Raw genomic sequence first — 16,368 nt, forward strand, 5'->3', positions numbered from 1 at the left:
AAACCACGCATTCATCAATTTTATATGATGATTGAAATGTTTCGTATTAAAACTCTAGTGAAAGTGCTAACCCTGGCGATCGACAAACTACTGGGTTTTTAGCGGGGACAATTTAAATCTGAAATCCGAGAGATGTACCGATAAATTACTAAAAACTAAGCTTTTATATTTGTTTTCAAACGCAAGAAGTTAAAGAACTTTGTTATAACAAATATAGATACGAAGGCACTGTTTTGTGAATCAAAGTTGTTAACACACTGCTTGATAACTGGGGAAAAACGATCAGCGAAATATCATTTTCGAGCGAAAAAAAAGCTAATCGTTTAATTTCAAGGGTTTAGCAAACGAAAATAAGTGTTAATAACTTAAATTTGCAGTGTATAATGGGTGTGAAATAGAGCAGAATGGAATACTACTCTACGGTATAACTTAGCTTAACTTTAGCTATGCCTTTATGGTAGATACCAATCTCTTTAGCAGCACTTTCCGACAAATCAATAGCCAGTCTTTTTGAATAAGGACCACGATCATTTACCTTTACAATAACCGATTTTCCGTTATCCGGATTAGTTACGGTAACGAGTGTACCCATAGGTAAAGTGCGATGCGCTGCTGTAAATTTTTTGGCCCTGTACTTTGCGCCGCTAGTGGTTCGGCGGCCTTCGAATTTTCTGTGATAATAAGTTGCAAGAACTGTTTTTTTGATACTATCTGGCTCATTTGATGAATCAGAATTTTGTGCTTTACCTTGTAAAAACAGGAAACAAAAACTTAATAACAGAAAATACTTCATAGGCTAAAATTTCTTTATCGAGCCTGCAAATATAAGCATTTAGTTTATAATCAATAATTTGTGGAAAAATTCAGGATTTGAACATTAACTAATACACCTTCGAAAGCCCAAATTGACACTAAAAAACCCAATCATTTCGCCTGTTAAAAAATGATAAATCAGAATAGTAACTAAACAAAAAAAGCGTACAACTTATCGCTGTACGCCTCTACCTAACCTCACTATATCCACCTTATTTTTTATCAGGTACAAAGTTCATGGAAATTGAATTTACGCAATGACGTGTGTCTTTAGCGGTAAATCCTTCTCCGGTGAAAACATGACCTAAATGTGCGCCACAATTGGCACAAACAATTTCTGTACGCGATCCATCTGCATCGGGAATACGTTTTACAGCACCTTTAATTTCATCATCAAAAGCTGGCCAGCCACAACGGGCATCAAACTTACTTTCTGAGCGGTACAACTCTGCGTTGCAACGTTTACAGGTATAAGTTCCTTTGTCAGTAGTGTGCTCGTATTTTCCTGTACCAGGATATTCTGTTCCTTTATTAACAATTACTCTCTCTTCTTCGGGTGTTAATGTATTCCAGTTCATTTTCTTCTTTATAATATTTTCTGATGGCTGTGCTTGCTTTGTTTCTTTCTTCTCCTGCTTTTGAGCACAAGCGGAAAGACCTGTAGTTAAAACAACAGCCGAGATCAAAAATAGTTTATTTAACATCGTTTTCATATTACAATATACGCTGCAATTTTTGTTTTGGTTTGTAGGTTTAATGGTTTGGCTGAGTGTTTACAAAGGGATGATAAATTAGCGTGATGCAGCGGAGGCGAACATGGAAAATGATAGAAAATTGCCACGGAAACACTGAATACACGGAACAGATTTGAAAAAGCGATATTCGCTTCACACATGGATCACCAACTAGAAAACAACACGCTTAATTTCCAAAGTTGGCTTTCCGAAGTTTAATACCAAACCAACCTTACAGTCTGAACACTTTAAATAATTTATGGCTTGAGCTAAATCCTCATTTGCTATTCCACTTTTTGATTTGATTTCTAAAATAACAGAGTCAAAAACAATAAAGTCTGCATAAAAGCTATTTGGAAGTAAAACTTCCCAATAATACACAGGATAATGTTTTTCTCTTTCGAAAAAGTATCCACGGCTGTCAAATTCGATACAAAGTGCGTCCTTGTAAACGATCTCCAAAAAGCCGCAGCCCAAAGCTTTATGAACTTCGATTGCAGCATTAATAATTAAATCAGTTTCAGCTTTATAGGGAAGATTATCTTGTCTTATTTGATAATCCATAAAAATAGTTTTAACTAATCTAATCAAATTTCTTTAACGTTTGTCCATTCTCAAATGCCTATCTTTTTTCTGTATTTCGGTGACAATAAAACAATTAATTCCAAAATTCTTTTTTTCTGTGTCTTCTGTGTTTCCGTGGCAAAAGAAACATTTCTTTGGCAGCGTATATTTCCTTGGCAAACAAAAAAGCGTCCCGAACCTAATCGAAACGCTTTCATTTATGTAAATTCAAAAAATCTTACTTTGCCAATTCTTCTGCCATTGCAGCGCCAATTTCAGCCGGACTCTCTACCACACGAATACCACACTCACGCATGATTTTCATTTTAGCAGCAGCGGTATCATCAGCACCACCTACAATTGCACCCGCATGGCCCATTCTACGTCCGGCAGGAGCAGTTTGACCAGCGATGAAACCAACAACAGGTTTAGTACCATTTTCTTTAATCCAACGGGCAGCCTCAGCTTCCATTCCACCACCAATTTCACCAATCATGATGATACCGTGAGTTTCAGGATCGTTCATTAATAATTTAACTGCTTCAACAGTTGGTGTACCAATGATTGGGTCACCACCGATACCGATAGCCGTTGTAATACCTAAACCAGCTTTCACAACCTGGTCTACCGCTTCGTAAGTTAAAGTTCCTGATTTCGAAACCACACCAACATGGCCTTTTTTGAAGATAAAACCTGGCATGATACCAATTTTAGCCTCATCTGCAGTAATTACACCCGGGCAGTTCGGGCCAATTAATGTAACATCACGGTCAGAAATATATTCCTTAACCTGAATCATATCCTTCGTTGGGATACCTTCAGTAATACAAACAATCACTTTAATACCACCTTCGGCAGCTTCCATAATCGCATCAGCAGCAAAAGCTGGCGGAACGAAAATGATAGATACATTTGCTCCTGTTTTATCAACAGCATCTTTAACAGTATTAAAAACAGGCTTATCTAAATGTAATTGCCCACCTTTGCCAGGCGTAACACCACCAACTACGTTTGTACCATACGCCAACATTTGTTCTGCATGGTAAGTTCCTTCGTTTCCGGTAAAACCCTGAACGATAACCTTAGAATCTTTATTTACTAAAACGCTCATGTATCAATATTTTTTTGTGCAAAGCTAATATTATTGAGTGGAAAGTCAAGCCTAAAAATAGATTATTTAGACCATTTTTTCTGGAAAATGTATGGAATGCGAATATGGCTGGTGTAGCCCTGCTATACACTACAATCTTTTGCTGTAAAGTTACTAACCCTACAAGCGTTTTGCTAAAAAAGGGTTAGTAACTTTTAAAACATCAAAAGTATTTTCGTTTCTATCAGGTTTATTTCACAAAGTTTAGTGCCTTTGGCAAAACCGTACAAAACGCCTAAATTTACTGGAAGCAGAAAGATTAAAGCTGAAAGGCTAAAGCTAAAAGCAGAAGGTTAAAAGAGCATAACATGAAAAACAAAACTTTTATTCTTTTTACATTATTGACAACAATCGCGTTTGGCGCTAAAGCACAATCTATTGACACCACAAAATACATTTTGCAAAATGATGTTGAAATCGCTAAAGTAGAGCCCGGCACACATGGCGGAGGTGGAGAAACTGTAGGCTACAATTTTTTCTCAGAAGCAAAAAATCTTAAAACCGTTTTCAAAAAGAGAATCTTAAAATCAGGTTCATCCATTGGTTATCATTTGCAAAAGGAAGATGAGATTTACTATGTTCTTAGCGGCAAAGGTGTAATGCAAATGAATGGAAAAACTTTTCCTGTTAAACCCGGCGACGCGATTTTAACACGACCAGGAAGTTCGCATGGTATTAAGCCAAACGATGATAATGATTTAACGATTCTAATTGTTTACGAGAAAAAGTAGTCTGGTTGAAGGATTAAAAATCCTTAATTCAAGGATCGGGATTACAAATCCCGACCAGCGCCCATTTTTTCCCGTCATTGCGATCCCGATTTTTCATCGAGAGAAGCAATCTCTTTCTTAAGATTAATTTTCAAAATGAGATTGCTTCGTACCTCGCAATAACGAGCACTATAGATGTAGTTTGTTTGGATTTAAGATTATAAATCTATGTTTAGCAAACTGAGACACGAGGCATCTGCAACTTCCTAATAACCAACGTTAAAAAAGACAGAAATAAAAAAAGCCGGACTAACTTTAACAGTTCATCCGGCTTTGCTTTTCAAACGATCTTAAATCTTAAGCTTTTTTCACTTCAGCTTTTGGCTCCGTCTTCCATCCTTTTGCCCACTCAGCCTGCGCTGCATCATCCTGAAAAGTCCAGGCTACGAAACGGCTTATTTTTTGTCCCTGGCTCATTTGAACGGTACGCACTTCAAAGGCGTTTGCATTAACCAAAGCACTGTAAATACTTTTAAGGTTAGCACTTTTTGATACCAGCGAAGTAAACCACAATACCTGGTTTTTAATTTGCGCACTTTGAATAATCATCTGTTCTACAAAAGCACGTTCGCCACCAGGGCACCAAAGCTCGGCTTTATTTCCACCGAAGTTTAAAACGTGTTTTACCTCTTTCTCATTTCCACCTAAGTTGCGCCACTTTTGGCGGGTTCCTTGCTCTGCCTCCTTTAAAGAAGCGTGGAAAGGCGGATTACAGACTACCGCATCAAAACGCTCGCTTCTGCCAACAATGCCTCTAAAAATACCCATTTTTGAAGATTGCTGACGAATTTCAATTGCACCTTGCAACGGTTGGTTAGCCTCCACAATACGTTTGGCCGAATCTACCGAAAGCGGATCGATCTCAGAACCTACAAAGCTCCAGCCATATTCCTGATGGCCAATAATTGGGTAAATGCAATTTGCACCAACGCCGATATCAAGTACGTTTACATTGGCACCTTTTGGGTTTTTACCCATATTGCTCGAACCCAAAAGATCGGCAACATAATGGATATAATCGGCCCTGCCTGGTATTGGTGGACAAAGAAAATCTTGTGGAATATCCCATTGAGAGATATTATAAAAGTATTTCAACAACGCTCTGTTGAGTGTTTTAACCGCATTCTGATCTGCAAAATCAATAGAATCGTCGTTATGTTCGTTTTTAAAAACGAAACGTTTTAAATCTTTTGATGTAGCAGTAAGTTGTTTGAAATTGTAACGCGAACGGTGTTTGTTGCGTGGGTGTAACTCGCTTTTTTCTTTGCGGTTATTTTGTTCTTCTTGAGCCAATGTGATCTGGTTTAACTAAACATGCTGTGTGCATGTTTCTGATACAAAGGTAGTGAAAAGAGTTGGGTTATAGGGTTTAGGGTTTAGGGTTTAGGGTTTAGGGTAGGAATTTGTTTTGAACAAATATTTAATTGCTCGCGAATTTTTATATTTTTTTTCGTCCAGACTTATAACTTACAACTTGTAACATAAAAAACTAACTTTCCTCATTTTTCTCAATCACCGCTGGCTGAATTGCTTGTAAATATTTCTCCTGATCAAACTGATTTTCGCTTTTTGCGATAACGATGGTAGCCACACCGTTTCCGATTACGTTGGTAATCGCTCGGGCTTCGCTCATGAAACGATCAACACCAATTAAGATTGAAATATGTTCAATCGGCATAATTTTCAATGCCGTTAAAGTAGAAACCAATACAATAAAACCACTTCCTGTTACACCTGCAGCGCCTTTTGAAGTAACCATCAATACGCCTAAAACCGTAATTTGCTGACCTAATGATAAATCGACGTGAAAAACCTGACAAAGAAAAATTACGGCCATGGCCAGGTAGATTGCTGTTCCATCGAGGTTAAATGAATATCCGGTTGGAATAACTAAACCCACAACCGATTTATCGCAGCCAATGGCTTCCATTTTTTGCATCATACTTGGCAGCGCTGATTCTGATGAAGAGGTTCCTAATACAATTAAAATTTCCTGCCTGATGAATTTTAAATAGGACCACAAACTAAACTTATAATACCTGCAAATGCCATTGAGCACTACAAAAATAAACAAAATGCAAGTCAGATAAACCGATCCCATTAGTTTTGCCATTCCAAAAATACTCTGCAAGCCATGTGTACCAATACTGAAAGCCATTCCACCAAAAGCGCCAATTGGGGCCAGTCGCATAATCACCTTCATAATTTTAAACAACACTTTCGAAATTTTATCAAAAGCATTTAAAACCGAAGTTCCCTCGCCACCTAATTTATTCAAGCCATAACCAAAGAGAATAGCGAATAACAAAATTTGCAATATATTGCCTTCCGCGAACGCCGCGATTACATTATGTGGAATAATATGCAAGAAAAATTCTGCCCAGTTCATGTCTTTAGCTTGCTCAGCATATCCAGAAATTTTTGATGCGTCACTAGTTTTCGCCACCACGCCTGCACCAGGCTGAAGAATATTTGCCACTAATAAACCAACTGCAATGGCTATAGTGCTTACGATTTCGAAATACAGCAGTGCCTTTCCTCCTACTCTACCCACTTTTTTCATGTCGCCCATGTGCGCAATACCTAAAACAATGGTGAAGAAAATGATAGGTGCGATGAGCATACTAATCAAGTTAATAAAACCTTGACTAATCAGTTTTGCTGTTGATGCAAACTCTGGAAAGTAGGTCCCTACAATTATCCCAACGATGATTGCGACGATAACCTGAAATGTTAAGTTGGAGAAAATTGCCTTCATAGATATGTTTTGAGTCATGAAATATAAGTTATTTTTTCGTTTGTATTTCAGTTTAGTATTAAACCTAACTATTAAGGCAGGCTAATGCCATTGACAAGCCATTGAAAACGAAAAATTTGTACAACTAGTTGCAGATCAATTCTTATTTAGAATAATTAAAAATAATTCTCTAATCTCATTTTAATTTCTTTCTTTTGCGCCAACTAAGAATTAATCTAAATAAGATGTATAAAAAATTTACCCAAATTATTTATTTGGCAATGGTTTTTCTGCTACTCTCGGGAACAGCTTTTGCTCAATCTAAGAATGGATCGGTATCAGGATCTATTAAAACAAGTGACGGAAATCCGGCAGCTTTAGTTAGTGTTGGATTAAAAAACACCAATAAAACTACTCATACAGATGAGCAGGGAAACTTTATCCTTAAGAATGTTGCCCCAGGAAAATACACCATTAAAATCTCAGCAGTTGGTGTTAGGATTCAGGAAAAATCTATAACTGTAACAGCCAATAATGAATCTAAAATCAGTTTTGCAACAGCCGAATCGTCATCACAATTGGATGAAGTTGCCATAAACGGTTACAGAACGCCAAACAAAAAACCAGTAAACCTTGGTAAAATCGCGATTGCACCTAAAGATTTACCACAGTCAGTGCAAATTATCAATAACCAGATCATCACCGATCAGCAAGCCATGCGTTTGAGCGATGTTCTAGCCAACGTAAATGGCGTAGCTTACTCAGAGAACCGCGGTTCGGTAAGTGGAGAAACATTTGTGGCCAGAGGTTACAGCCTTGGTGGCAATAACGTTTTTAAAAATGGTGCTCGTACAAGCACCGGAGGAATGCCCGAGGTAAGCACACTAGAATCGGTAGAAGTATTAAAAGGTAGTGCAGCTTTATTATATGGTGGTGTTACAGGTGGCGCAGTAATTAATATGGTCACCAAAAAACCAAAATTCGAATACGGCGGTGAAGTATCAATGCGGGTTGGCAGTTATGATCTGTATAAACCTACAATCGATCTTTACGGACCAATTTCGAAAAAAGTGGCTTTCCGTGTAATTGGTACGTATGAAAATGCAGGAAGTTACAGAGACCAGGTGAAATCAAAAAGATTTTACCTAAATCCTTCCTTGTTGTATAAAGTTAATGAGCAAACAGATTTCTTATTGCAAGGCGATTACCTGAAAAGTGATTATACGCCAGATTTTGGTATAGGCACCATCGCAAACGCCATCCCTGATCTTGGAAGAAACACCTACTTAAATGCGCCATGGGCTTACAACAAAACCAACACTTCTACCACACAACTAAGTTTTAATCATAAATTTGATGAAAACTGGAAGTTAAATATCATTGCATCAGGACAAGCCTATAATAGAAATTATTTTAGTGCTGAACGCCCGTTCGCAGCCGCAAATGCCATCGCACTGCGTAATGTTACCCGTTCGAAAAGTAAAGAGTTTACTTACAACGAACAGATTAACCTAAACGGTAAATTCAAAACCGGAAGTGTGGCACATACTATCTTAGTAGGTGTTGACGCAGATCAGTCAAGGGCAACAACTTTAGGTACCTGGACTTATAATGGTGCAGCCACTTTCAATTATGGAAGCGTTAACTTATTAGATCCGGCTACGTATTATGGATCAGGACTTGTACCAAATGCCGTATCTGCAACATCAACCTTTGCCCCAATCTTCCGGATGGGCGCCTTTGTACAAGATTTAGTGAGCATTACCGAGAAATTCAAGGTTTTAGCTGGTGTAAGATGGACTTTCCAGAAAACACCTGGTGCTTATGTAACATCTGCCACTACAGGCATAAAAACGCCAAGTGCTACGGCTGACAAAGTTGATAAGGCTTACTCTCCAAAGTTTGGATTGATTTATGAGCCTGTAAAAACTACATCGATCTATTTGAGCTATGCCAATAACTTCACCGCTAACACCGGAACGGATATTTTCTTAAATCCAATGCGACCGTCTATCATCGATCAGTATGAGGCGGGTGTAAAAAATGATTTCCTTGATGGAAAATTATCAGCAAACGTAACGGTTTATAGAATACAGAACAGCAATTTAGCACAGACGGCGTTATTGAAAGCAGATGGAAGCGCGAATGTTGATGCAACAATTAAAGAATTTACAGGTAAAACCAGAAGTGATGGTTTGGAGGTAGACTTGACAGGAACGATACTGCCAGGATTAAATTTCCTTGCGGGATACAGCTATAATTTTTACAGATATGTTTCTACCCTGCCAACGGGTATTGTAGAGGGCCAACGTGTAATTGGTACAACCAAAAACAAAGCAAATGCCACAGTTTTTTACACTTTTCAGGATGGAGCCATTAAAGGATTGAAACTGGGTACAACTGTGTTGTATACCGGCACACGCAACGGCGGTTATGCAGATACAAAAACCCAAACGGCAAGCCGGTTAATTCCGCTTACACCTTTTACCACCATTGATCTTTCTGCGGGTTACACCTGGAAAAAATTGTCTTTGCTGGCTAAGGTTGCTAACATTACCGATGAGTTAAACTATTTTGTTCACGAGAATTATAGTGTGAACCCAATCGCACCTCGTCAATTTGTAACAACTGTATCTTACAAATTCTAATTAAAACATTAACGAGAAAGCGCTCCAAAGCAATGCTCTGGAACGCTTTTTTGTTGAATAGAATCTTCAAATAACCTCTCAATCGGAAGCAATCGAGACAACGGCACTTCAAGAATCAAACGTCCAATTCATTTTTCTTCCTGGTCTTCATAATTAAAAACATCACCATGATGGAAAGTATAATCATTATTAGGTAGCTATAAGAAAGATTAGCTTCATCTTTTGCTGGGATAAGGTTTACAATACCATAACTCAGAAACGACACGATGACATATGTAATTCCACCTGTTAAACCGCCAGCAATACCTGCGTTTTTTGGAAACTTGCTTAAACAAAAGGTGAAATAGTTATTAAAGGTAAAACCAGCACCAATGTGAATAATAAAGGCGAAAAAGATTAGCGAAAATAAATTGCTAACGAAATTTAAACTTACGATCATTAAAGCCACAAAAACAACCTGTAATATTGAATTAATCATCAGCCTGCTAAAAAATGGTTTGTTAATGGTTGCCTTACCAATAAAACCGCCTACCATCCAGGCAAAACCTAAAATTAAAGAGCTATAACCTGCAATTACGGGCGAATATTTCAGTTCGTGTTCGATGATAAAAGGTCCCGTCATGTTATAAACCATTACCATACAGTATGCTAAACCCAACATCACAATTCCTAAAGTAAAGCTGGTGGTTTTAATCATATCGATATAAATGCTAGTGATTTTTTTAAGTTGAAAATCTGTAAAATGTTTTAAGGTTTCTCCGCTGAATAGAAATTCGAGCACCGCAAAAACCAACGCAAAACCAGCCAGAAAATAAAAGTTTGATTCCCATCCAAATGCAGTATGTAAATATCCGCCAACAAACGGCGCAATGATGGGACCAGTAGACCAGATAATGGAAAATAAGCTTAAATAATGTTTGAGTTTCTCTCCCGTAAATAAATCGACAAAATAAGCCCGCTTCGCTACCACAATTGCACCTACCGAAAGACCGTGAATAATTCGCATGAGATAGATCAGGTAGATCTGGTGTGTTGTTGCGATTACAATACTCGCCATTGCAAATATCAGTAAACTGTATAATCCAATTTTGTAACGCCCGAAACTATCTAACAAGCTTCCGACAAAAAGTTGCGCCACACCATAACTAATCAGAAAAATACTTAATGTTAGCTGAACCTGAACATTGCTTACATCCATTTCGCCAGCCATAGTGGGTAATGATGGAATATAAATATCAGTGGCAAAACCGGAAAGTGGAATCAATGCAAAAGCCAGAATTGTGGCGATTCCTTGATTTTTCTCCTTGATATAAGATGTTTTAATAGTGGATGATGTCATTTTACTTAACAGGAAGAATGAATAATTTCAATTTTGGTGGCAAAAGTAGCTTTTTATGATGCTTTAAAAATCATGAGATTCACATAAACACACACAGATTACAATACAGCGAGATTTTTAGCAGAACATCTCATCATGCCGCCAATTTCCATCAACAAAAGTGATAATTTGACCGCTTTTGTAAAATCAATAATGATATGTAGTGAAATTTATATGTTGCTTTAAACGTTTTTAACTGATATTTTTATAAGTTTGAAGAATACAACAAGCAAACTAAGATGTTCGAAAAGCTATTTAGAAAGAAATCGATTTCCAAGATATTAAAAGATGCGGCGAGCGGCTACGGCGACCACGACAACACCCTACACAAAACACTTGGAGTACGCGATTTAACCGCATTTGGTATTGCAGCAATCATTGGCGCCGGAATTTTCAGCACCATTGGCAAAGCCAGTGCCGATGGCGGACCAGCTGTAATTTTCTTGTTTATTTTTACTGCGGTGGCTTGTAGTTTCGCTGCCTTTGCTTATGCCGAATTTGCTTCAATGGTTCCGGTTTCAGGTAGTGCTTACACCTACTCGTATGTGGCATTTGGCGAGTTGGTGGCATGGATCATCGGTTGGTCGTTAATTATGGAATATTCCATTGGAAACATAACGGTAGCCATTTCCTGGTCTGATTATTTTACAGGATTACTCTCCACCATAAAAATTCCTTTTCTCGGAATTAACGGCATTCATGTCCCAGATTGGGCGACAATGGATTATTTGAGTGCTTACAACGGTCATAAAACCGCAGAAGCTTTGCTTGCTGCAGGAAAAAACCTGGCCGGTCTTGATACTGCAACTGCTTTGGCTAATAATGCCTGGTTAACCGCCCCTCAAATTGGAGGATTTCATTTAGTAGCCGACATTCCGGCGCTTGGCATTATCATACTGATTACCTGGTTAATTTATCGCGGAATGAAAGAGAGCCGCAATGCCAGCAATGCCATGGTTGTGGTTAAGTTAGCTGTTATTTTATTGGTTTTGGCTGTAGGTATATTTTATGTTGATGTTAAAAACTGGGATCCATTTGCGCCCAATGGCGTGTCGGGTATTTTGAAGGGCGTTTCTGCTGTATTTTTCGCTTACATTGGCTTTGATGCCATTTCTACTACTGCCGAAGAATGTAAAAATCCTCAACGCGATTTACCTCGTGGCATGATGTGGGCAATTATTATTTGTACCATTTTATATGTAGCAATAGCGTTGGTTTTAACCGGGATTGTGAAATCAGATACGCTTGCTGTCGGTGATCCGTTAGCATTCGTTTTTGATCAGATCAACCTGAAATTAATGAGCGGAATTATCGCTGTAAGTGCAGTTTTTGCCATGGCAAGCGTACTTTTAGTATTTCAAATGGGGCAACCACGTATCTGGATGAGCATGAGCCGTGATGGTTTACTGCCAAAATCATTTTCTAAAATTCACCCCAAATATAAAACGCCTTCCTTTGCAACCATCGTTGTGGGTTTTGTAGTAGCAGTTCCATCACTTTTCATGAATTTAACGATTGTAACTGATCTTTGCTCGATAGGTACACTATTTGCATTTGTACTGGTTTGTGCCGGCGTTTTGGTGCTGCAAAATCGTCCGGATGTGCAGCGAGGGAAATTTAAAATACCATACGTAAACAGTAAGTTTATTGTTCCACTTGCTTTTTTAGCAGCTATTATATTTGCCTTTACCCAATTTGGTAAAGACACCAAAGCATTCTTCTTTAATTCACCTAAAACAATCGAAACGGTTTCTTTTGTTACCTCATTAAATGGAGATGAGCTCAAAATTGTAAAGGAAGAAATTGTAAAAAATGCCGCACCGCAAATTATGCTGGCTGATAAAGTTGATGCTGAATCGTATTTAAGTGCGCTCCCGGGCGATCGTTATGAACAGTTTATTTCAGCTTCAAAAGTATCTGTTGAGAAAAAATACGAAAGTGGCTGGAGCTTGTTCAAACATAAAATCCCAATGTGGATTTTTCTCATCATCTGTGTGATCATTTCTTTCTATTGCATCACAAAGAATCTTTCACTCATTCCGGTTTTAGGATTAATCAGCTGTTTGTATATGATGTGCGAACTAGGTATTTCAAACTGGATTGGTTTTGGAATATGGCTGGTTATCGGATTGGTGGTTTACTTTGCGTATGGCTACAAACATAGCAAACTGGCACAGGAAGTTTAGATTAAGTTTCGTTTGATCAAACAGATAGCCGTAATGCAGAGGCCCTTTAGTACGTTAGCCTATCGGTTGGTGTCCTCACCAACCGAAATACATATCAAATAATCATATTGCCTTTTAGTGTCACTCAATACTAAAGCAAAATGAATAGACTATCTGCTGGTGTTTTCACCAACAGAATAGATATCAAATAATTAGCCTATCGGTTGGTGTCCTCACCAACCGAAATACATATCAAATAGCCATATTGCCTTATAGTTGTCCCTCAATACTAAAGCAAAATGAATAGACCAGCGGTTGGTGTCTTCACTAACAGAAATACATACCAAATAATTATATTGCCTTTGAGTTGTCGCTCAAAACTAAATCAAAATGAATATTTTTCACAAACGCCAGGGACAAATGGATTATCATTATCCGTACTTCTATACTGACACGGTATATAATTTTGATCATCTTCTTAAAGAAGATGAATTTAAATTGATTATTATTAATTCATTACAATATTTAGTTAACCAAAAACTGGTTGAAATTTACGGGTATGTACTTATGCCAAATCATATCCATCTCCTTTGGAGCATGCTTAGAATTAATGGCAAAGAAAGTCCGGCAGCCAGTTTCACCAAGTTTACAGCACATCAGTTTAAGAGATATTTAACAAAATTTAAGCCTGATTTGCTAAACAAATATAGATCAGAGAAGGATGATCGTGAATATCAATTTTGGAAAAGAGACCCACTAGCGATTCCTTTAAGTACAGAAAAGATCTTGATTCAGAAATTAGATTACGTACATGAGAATCCTATAGAAGATAAGTGGAAATTATGTAAGCGCCCAGAAGACTATGCCTGGAGCAGTGCTGATTTTTATCAGACTGGAGTGGATAAATTTAATATACTCACTCATTTTCGAGATTAATTTGCGGGTTGTAATCTCGTCGGTAAACTTAAAATTTCGGTTGGTGGGGACACCAACCGATAGAAACAATCTTAACCTTTATGCTAAACCAATTTTTAGCATATTTCGGTTGGTGAGGACACCAACTGATAGGAAAAATTTCAACCTTTATGCTAAACCGATTAAAACATGTTTCGGTTGGTGGGGACACCAACCGATAGGAACATTAAAGGGCTGTCGACGCCTGTTGGTGAGCGCACCAACGGATAGCAAAACGGCATCAACTCATAGGACTAACAGTGTAAGTTACTCTGTAATCCTAAAATCTACTAATCCTGGTGATCTTTCTTCTTGACAAATCCCAGGGCGGTGATCATCACTAAACCTAAACCAGACGCAATCATATAGCTATTTGCATGATCGAGATGGTAAATCTTTGCAGCCGGACCAGCAATGAAAAGGCAAATGCCCAAAATTAATAGTGCTGTTCTCATCAATTAAACAGGTAATCTATTTAGCTCAATATCATCAGGCGTTACAAAAATCAACGGAACTTTCTCCACGTCAACATAACTGCTATCCAAACCAAAACTTCGTTCTTCCGATAAACTCATTTTCTTTAACAAGAAATAGTAATCCATAATCTGTCGTTCGTAGAAACTCAATTTTGTAAATTTAGAAAGGTGTTTTTCTAAAAGAACGAACCTGAAATCGCCAGCTATTTTATGTTTATTTAACGATTTATACTGACTTGTAATATCGATTTCGCCGTTTTTAACCAACTCTTCGACCACTTTACGGTACAACAAGTTTACACGTTGTTCAATCCTGAATCCTAAACGGAAATCGATACGGATTAACTTTCCTGGGATTAAAAATTCAACTTTGTAATCAAGCGTATAAGGTTCATCCATTACATCTACGTGAACCAGCCAATACACATCAGCACGTTTTGGTTCTTTCTGGATAATAGAATAAATAATCTTCGATTCTATTTCCGTTTTAAAATTTGCACTGGTTAAATACACCAACTGCGACGAATATTTAGGAACGGTTTCATCAACGCTTAATTCGCTCAAAATCTGATAATAATCTTCAATTTCAACGTATTTAACGAAACGATTTTTGATTTTCCGTGAGTTGTACCAGGTCCACATGACGCTTAACAAACCGCAACCTATTAATAATGTAACCCAACCGCCATGGATGAATTTGAATAAATTTCCTGCAAGGAAAGCAAGTTCTATCGCACCGTAAACTACAACGAAAATTACAATCAGATATTTAGGAAACTTTTTCCTTAACATGTAAACGGCAACCAAAACGGTTGTCATTAAGAAAGTAAGGTTGATGGCTAAACCATATGCCCCCTCCATATCATCAGATTTTTTGAAAATCAAAACGATGATGATACAGCCTATACACAACAGCCAGTTAATGGAAGGCACATACAACTGTCCTTTCTGTACACTTGGATAATTGATTTTAACTTTTGGCCAAAGATTCAATCTTACTGCTTCCGAAATTAAGGTAAATGAACCGGAAATCATGGCCTGAGATGCAATTACCGCAGCTGTTGTAGCTAAACCAACCATGAATAAAACCATTCCAGGAGGAACCAGCTCGAAGAAAGGGTTTACGAAATGTGGATCATAATTGGGATTTTTTAACACCCAAGCACCCTGACCTAAGTAATTGAAAATCAACATCAATTTTACAAAAATCCAGCTTACACGTATATTTTGTTTTCCACAATGTCCTAAATCTGAGTAAAGTGCTTCTGCTCCGGTGGTACACAGGAAAACCCCACCTAAAATGGCCAGTGCACCAGGATTTGTGATCAGCAAGTGAATGGCGTAATATGGATTTAAGGCTTTAAAAATCGACGGATCATGGATGATTTGCGCCAATCCGGAAACGCCGAGTGCCGCAAACCATAAAAACATAATTGGCCCGAATAACTTTCCAACCAAATTGGTTCCAAATTGCTGAATGATAAATAAGAGTGCAATGATGGTAATTACGATTGGAAGTACTTGTACCGTTGGAAACTTTAATTTTAATCCCTCAATGGCTGATGTTACCGTAATACTTGGTGTAATCATACCATCGGCAAGTAATGCCGCCCCACCAATAATGGCGGGTATCACCAGCCACTTCGCCTTCTTTCGCACCAATGAATACAATGAGAAAATTCCACCTTCGCCCTTATTGTCGGCACGCAAGGTGATCATTACATATTTTATGGTAGTTTGCAAGGTAAGTGTCCAGATTACACATGATAGTGCGCCTAGCACGAGGTCTGGATTAATATATGAACCGCCGCCGCCGCCTTTTTCTGCAATTTCTTTAGCCGTTTTAAAAATTGCTTTTAGCGTATATAATGGTGATGTACCGATATCGCCAAAAACAATCCCCAAACTTACCAGCACCCCGCCAGCAGTTAATGCGTTGACATTTTTATGATTTGACACTTCGTTGATATTTTTAGTGC

At 38.0% G+C, this 16,368-nt stretch carries 13 protein-coding genes; 4 read left to right on the forward strand and 9 right to left on the reverse strand.

What is annotated here, in order from left to right; all coding sequences use genetic code 11:
• Nucleotides 1–412: 412 nt before the first annotated feature.
• The 4 genes from R2Q70_RS18135 to sucD form a co-directional block, all read right to left on the reverse strand.
• On the reverse strand, nt 413–793 hold the full coding sequence (locus R2Q70_RS18135) for a septal ring lytic transglycosylase RlpA family protein (protein WP_316808961.1): 381 nt from the start codon (nt 791–793) through the stop codon (nt 413–415).
• Between the two features lie 232 nt (nt 794–1,025).
• Complete coding sequence (locus R2Q70_RS18140; RefSeq protein WP_316808962.1) at nt 1,026–1,526, reverse strand: methionine-R-sulfoxide reductase; 501 nt, start codon at nt 1,524–1,526, stop codon at nt 1,026–1,028.
• A 192-nt stretch (nt 1,527–1,718) separates the two neighbouring features.
• Nucleotides 1,719–2,111 (reverse strand): GxxExxY protein, encoded by a 393-nt coding sequence (locus R2Q70_RS18145; RefSeq protein WP_316808963.1) that lies wholly within the window; start codon nt 2,109–2,111, stop codon nt 1,719–1,721.
• 238 nt (nt 2,112–2,349) lie between these two features.
• Nucleotides 2,350–3,222, reverse strand: a complete 873-nt coding sequence (gene sucD, locus R2Q70_RS18150; RefSeq protein WP_290240883.1) for a succinate--CoA ligase subunit alpha — start codon at nt 3,220–3,222, stop codon at nt 2,350–2,352.
• 347 nt (nt 3,223–3,569) lie between these two features.
• Between sucD and R2Q70_RS18155 the strand changes: the two genes are divergently transcribed.
• Nucleotides 3,570–3,992 carry a cupin domain-containing protein gene (locus tag R2Q70_RS18155; RefSeq protein ID WP_316808964.1) on the forward strand — a complete coding sequence of 141 codons (423 nt, stop codon included), beginning with the start codon at nt 3,570–3,572 and terminating at the stop codon, nt 3,990–3,992.
• 336 nt (nt 3,993–4,328) lie between these two features.
• Here R2Q70_RS18155 and rlmF read toward each other — a convergent pair whose 3' ends face one another.
• Entirely contained in the window at nt 4,329–5,324 is a 996-nt protein-coding gene (rlmF, locus tag R2Q70_RS18160; protein WP_316808965.1) for a 23S rRNA (adenine(1618)-N(6))-methyltransferase RlmF, read from the reverse strand.
• Between the two features lie 196 nt (nt 5,325–5,520).
• Nucleotides 5,521–6,789, reverse strand: coding sequence for a C4-dicarboxylate transporter DctA (gene dctA / locus R2Q70_RS18165; RefSeq protein WP_316808966.1), 1,269 nt, complete (start codon nt 6,787–6,789; stop codon nt 5,521–5,523).
• 224 nt (nt 6,790–7,013) lie between these two features.
• Between dctA and R2Q70_RS18170 the strand changes: the two genes are divergently transcribed.
• On the forward strand, nt 7,014–9,416 hold the full coding sequence (locus R2Q70_RS18170; RefSeq protein ID WP_316808967.1) for a TonB-dependent receptor: 2,403 nt from the start codon (nt 7,014–7,016) through the stop codon (nt 9,414–9,416).
• Between the two features lie 115 nt (nt 9,417–9,531).
• Here the strand turns inward: R2Q70_RS18170 and R2Q70_RS18175 are convergent, their stop codons facing one another.
• On the reverse strand, nt 9,532–10,755 hold the full coding sequence (locus R2Q70_RS18175) for an MFS transporter (RefSeq protein ID WP_316808968.1): 1,224 nt from the start codon (nt 10,753–10,755) through the stop codon (nt 9,532–9,534).
• Between the two features lie 278 nt (nt 10,756–11,033).
• On the opposite strand from R2Q70_RS18175, the gene R2Q70_RS18180 reads away from it, so the two are divergent.
• A complete protein-coding gene (locus R2Q70_RS18180) occupies nt 11,034–12,980 on the forward strand; it encodes an amino acid permease (RefSeq protein ID WP_316808969.1) in 1,947 nt (648 codons plus the stop codon).
• A 369-nt stretch (nt 12,981–13,349) separates the two neighbouring features.
• Complete coding sequence (locus tag R2Q70_RS18185) at nt 13,350–13,895, forward strand: transposase (protein ID WP_316808970.1); 546 nt, start codon at nt 13,350–13,352, stop codon at nt 13,893–13,895.
• 308 nt (nt 13,896–14,203) lie between these two features.
• Here R2Q70_RS18185 and R2Q70_RS18190 read toward each other — a convergent pair whose 3' ends face one another.
• Together R2Q70_RS18190 and R2Q70_RS18195 are read right to left on the reverse strand one after the other, a co-directional pair.
• Nucleotides 14,204–14,368, reverse strand: coding sequence for a hypothetical protein (locus R2Q70_RS18190; protein WP_316808971.1), 165 nt, complete (start codon nt 14,366–14,368; stop codon nt 14,204–14,206).
• Nucleotides 14,369–14,371: 3 nt separating this feature from the next.
• Complete coding sequence (locus tag R2Q70_RS18195; protein ID WP_316808972.1) at nt 14,372–16,348, reverse strand: KUP/HAK/KT family potassium transporter; 1,977 nt, start codon at nt 16,346–16,348, stop codon at nt 14,372–14,374.
• Nucleotides 16,349–16,368: the final 20 nt, after the last annotated feature.

The sequence above is a fragment of the Pedobacter agri genome, assembly GCF_032678665.1.
Lineage (GTDB): Bacteria > Bacteroidota > Bacteroidia > Sphingobacteriales > Sphingobacteriaceae > Pedobacter > Pedobacter agri_A.

Coding starts and splice junctions, on each gene's coding strand:
- R2Q70_RS18135 (WP_316808961.1), bottom strand. CDS start 793: ATGAAGTATTTTCTGTTATTAAGTTTTTGTTTCCTGTTTTTACAAGGT.
- R2Q70_RS18140 (WP_316808962.1), bottom strand. CDS start 1,526: ATGAAAACGATGTTAAATAAACTATTTTTGATCTCGGCTGTTGTTTTA.
- R2Q70_RS18145 (WP_316808963.1), bottom strand. CDS start 2,111: ATGGATTATCAAATAAGACAAGATAATCTTCCCTATAAAGCTGAAACT.
- sucD (WP_290240883.1), bottom strand. CDS start 3,222: ATGAGCGTTTTAGTAAATAAAGATTCTAAGGTTATCGTTCAGGGTTTT.
- R2Q70_RS18155 (WP_316808964.1), top strand. CDS start 3,570: ATGAAAAACAAAACTTTTATTCTTTTTACATTATTGACAACAATCGCG.
- dctA (WP_316808966.1), bottom strand. CDS start 6,789: ATGAAGGCAATTTTCTCCAACTTAACATTTCAGGTTATCGTCGCAATC.
- R2Q70_RS18170 (WP_316808967.1), top strand. CDS start 7,014: ATGTATAAAAAATTTACCCAAATTATTTATTTGGCAATGGTTTTTCTG.
- R2Q70_RS18175 (WP_316808968.1), bottom strand. CDS start 10,755: ATGACATCATCCACTATTAAAACATCTTATATCAAGGAGAAAAATCAA.
- R2Q70_RS18180 (WP_316808969.1), top strand. CDS start 11,034: ATGTTCGAAAAGCTATTTAGAAAGAAATCGATTTCCAAGATATTAAAA.
- R2Q70_RS18185 (WP_316808970.1), top strand. CDS start 13,350: ATGAATATTTTTCACAAACGCCAGGGACAAATGGATTATCATTATCCG.
- R2Q70_RS18190 (WP_316808971.1), bottom strand. CDS start 14,368: ATGAGAACAGCACTATTAATTTTGGGCATTTGCCTTTTCATTGCTGGT.